The organism is Mycolicibacterium arseniciresistens (assembly GCF_030519285.1).
Taxonomy (GTDB): domain Bacteria; phylum Actinomycetota; class Actinomycetes; order Mycobacteriales; family Mycobacteriaceae; genus Mycobacterium; species Mycobacterium arseniciresistens.
In genome coordinates this window covers 1-2879 of sequence record NZ_JAUMSQ010000213.1, presented here as the reverse complement: position 1 = coordinate 2879, position 2879 = coordinate 1, and the positions used below count along the sequence as shown (strand labels likewise).

At 69.7% G+C, this 2879-nt stretch carries 3 protein-coding genes; 2 read left to right on the top strand and 1 reads right to left on the bottom strand.

Features of this window, described 5'->3' with window-relative positions:
- Positions 1–327: nitroreductase family protein (locus tag Q2100_RS22195; protein ID WP_302915791.1), on the bottom strand; the 327-nt coding region annotated here is incomplete at its 3' end.
- Positions 328–454: 127 nt separating this feature from the next.
- On the opposite strand from Q2100_RS22195, the gene Q2100_RS22190 reads away from it, so the two are divergent.
- Together Q2100_RS22190 and Q2100_RS22185 are read left to right on the top strand one after the other, a co-directional pair.
- The gene (locus Q2100_RS22190) at positions 455–1720 is read left to right on the top strand and encodes an aspartate kinase (RefSeq protein ID WP_264010988.1); all 1266 of its coding nucleotides are present in this window, start codon (positions 455–457) and stop codon (positions 1718–1720) included.
- Positions 1721–1725: 5 nt separating this feature from the next.
- Positions 1726–2796: an aspartate-semialdehyde dehydrogenase gene (locus tag Q2100_RS22185; protein WP_302915790.1), complete on the top strand. Its 1071-nt coding sequence runs from the start codon at positions 1726–1728 to the stop codon at positions 2794–2796.
- Positions 2797–2879: the final 83 nt, after the last annotated feature.

Here is a 2879-nt window from a genome sequence, read left to right as displayed (position 1 = left end):
CGCCGCGTAGCGCGCCGTCCGGTCGTCCTCGCCCTCGTCGGCGCACACCAGGATCAGCGCACCCGCGGCATGGGCGTAGCTGTTTCCCCGTTTGAGCGCGGCGGCCAGGGCGGTGAACGTCGGGTCGCCGCGCCGTCCGACCACGAACCGCACCGGCTGGCGCGCGCCCCACGTCGCCGCCCAGCGGGCCGCCTCGAGCAGCGCGGTGACCTCCTCGCCGGTGACCGTCGCGGCCGGATCGAAGGCGCGCGGACTCCACCTCGCGGCGAGGTCGGGATGGATGGGCACCCGGGTCTGGGCGTTCCGGTCGGTCGGCGGACTGGCCACCACACGACGCTACCGACATCGCGGGTTAATTCCCCGGTCGCTTCGCTCCTGCCCGCCGGAGGGAAAAACCGGGTGCTCCGACCCCTTATCCTTGTGTGCGACCAATCCGCACCTGAAAGGGCTGACAGTGGCGCTCGTCGTGCAGAAATACGGCGGATCCTCGGTGTCCGACGCCGAGCGCATCCGGCGCGTCGCCGAGCGCATCGTCGAGACCAAGAAGGCGGGCAACGACGTCGTCGTGGTCGTCTCGGCGATGGGTGACACCACCGACGACCTGCTCGACCTCGCCAAGCAGGTGTGCCCGGCGCCGCCCCCGCGCGAACTGGACATGCTGCTGACGGCGGGTGAGCGGATCTCGAACGCGCTGGTCGCGATGGCGATCGAGTCACTGGGCGCGCACGCCCGGTCGTTCACCGGCTCGCAGGCCGGCGTCGTCACCACCGGCACCCACGGCAACGCCAAGATCATCGACGTCACCCCGACCCGGCTGCGGTCGGCGCTCGACGAGGGGCAGATCGTCCTCGTCGCCGGCTTCCAGGGCGTCAGCCAGGACACCAAGGACGTCACCACGCTGGGCCGCGGCGGCTCGGACACCACCGCGGTGGCGGTGGCGGCCGCGCTCAACGCCGACGTCTGCGAGATCTACACCGACGTCGACGGGGTGTACACCGCCGACCCGCGCATCGTGCCGAACGCGCACAAGCTGGACACCGTCAGCTTCGAGGAGATGCTCGAGATGGCGGCGTGCGGCGCGAAGGTGCTGATGCTGCGGTGCGTCGAGTACGCCCGCCGCTACGACCTGCCCATCCACGTCCGGTCGTCGTACTCCGACAAGCCGGGCACCATCGTCAAGGGATCGATCGAGGACATCGCCATGGAAGACGCCATTCTCACCGGGGTCGCCCACGACCGCAGCGAGGCCAAGGTCACCGTCGTCGGTGTGCCCGACGTCCCGGGATACGCCGCGAGGGTGTTCCGCGCGGTCGCCGACGCCGACGTGAACATCGACATGGTGCTGCAGAACATCTCCAAGATCGAGGACGGCAAGACCGACATCACCTTCACCTGCGCCCGGGACAACGGACCCGGCGCCGTCGAGAAGCTCACGTCGCTGCAGCACGAGATCGGGTTCACCCGGGTGCTCTACGACGACCACATCGGCAAGGTGTCGCTGATCGGCGCGGGCATGCGCAGCCACCCCGGCGTCACCGCCACCTTCTGCGAGGCGCTCGCCGAGGTCGGCGTGAACATCGACCTGATCTCCACCTCGGAGATCCGGATCTCGGTGCTGGTGAAGGACACGGAACTGGACAAGGCCGTTGCAGCGTTGCACGAGGCGTTCGGACTGGGCGGCGACGAGGAAGCCGTCGTGTACGCGGGAACGGGACGGTAGGACGAATGGTCAATATCGGCGGGCAGGAGCGAAGCGACCGGGGAATCAACCTGGCAGTTGTCGGCGCGACCGGTCAGGTCGGTCAGGTGATGCGCACGCTGCTGGAGGAGCGGGACTTCCCAGCCACCAGCGTGCGGTTCTTCGCGTCCGCGCGCTCGCAGGGCAAGAAGCTGCCGTTCCGCGGCCAGGAGATCGAGGTCGAGGACGCCGAGACCGCCGATCCGTCCGGCATCGACATCGCGCTGTTCTCCGCGGGCGCCACGATGTCGCGGGTGCAGGCGCCGCGGTTCGCCGCCGCGGGCGCCGTGGTGATCGACAACTCCTCGGCGTGGCGCAAGGACCCCGAGGTGCCGCTGGTGGTCTCCGAGGTGAACTTCGATCGTGACGCCGGAAATCGTCCGAAGGGCATCATCGCCAACCCGAACTGCACCACCATGGCCGCGATGCCGGTGCTCAAGCCGCTGCACGACGAGGCCGGGCTGGTGCGGATGATCGCCTCGACGTATCAGGCCGTCTCGGGCAGCGGGCTCGCCGGGGTGGACGAACTGTACGGCCAGGCAACAGCAGTGGTGTCCGGCAGCCGCGACCTCGTGCACGACGGCTCGGCGCTCGACTTCCCGGCGCCGAACAAGTACGTCGCGCCGATTGCGTTCAACGTGGTGCCGCTGGCCGGCTCCTATGTCGACGACGGCTCCGGGGAGACCGACGAGGACCAGAAGCTGCGCAACGAGAGTCGCAAGATCCTCGGCATCCCCGACCTCCTGGTCAGCGGCACCTGCGTGCGGGTGCCGGTGTACACCGGCCACTCGCTGTCGATCAACGTCGAGTTCTCTCAACCACTCTCGGTGGAGCGGGCCAAGGAGATCCTCGCTGCGGCGCCCGGCGTCACACTGTCCGACGTGCCGACGCCGCTGGCCGCCGCGGGGGCGGACGAGTCGCTCGTCGGCCGCATCCGGCAGGACCCGGGCGTGCCCGACGGCCGTGGGCTCGCGCTGTTCGTCTCCGGTGACAACCTGCGAAAAGGTGCGGCGCTGAACACCATTCAGATCGCCGAGTTGCTGGCCGCTCGGTTGTGACCCGGCGGGCTGTCGGGGCGCTGCTCGGCGCCCTGATGCTGCTGCCCGCGGCGCCGTCCGCGCTGGCCGAACCGCCCTCGCCC

Coding starts and splice junctions, on each gene's coding strand:
- Q2100_RS22185 (WP_302915790.1), top strand. CDS start 1,726: ATGGTCAATATCGGCGGGCAGGAGCGAAGCGACCGGGGAATCAACCTG.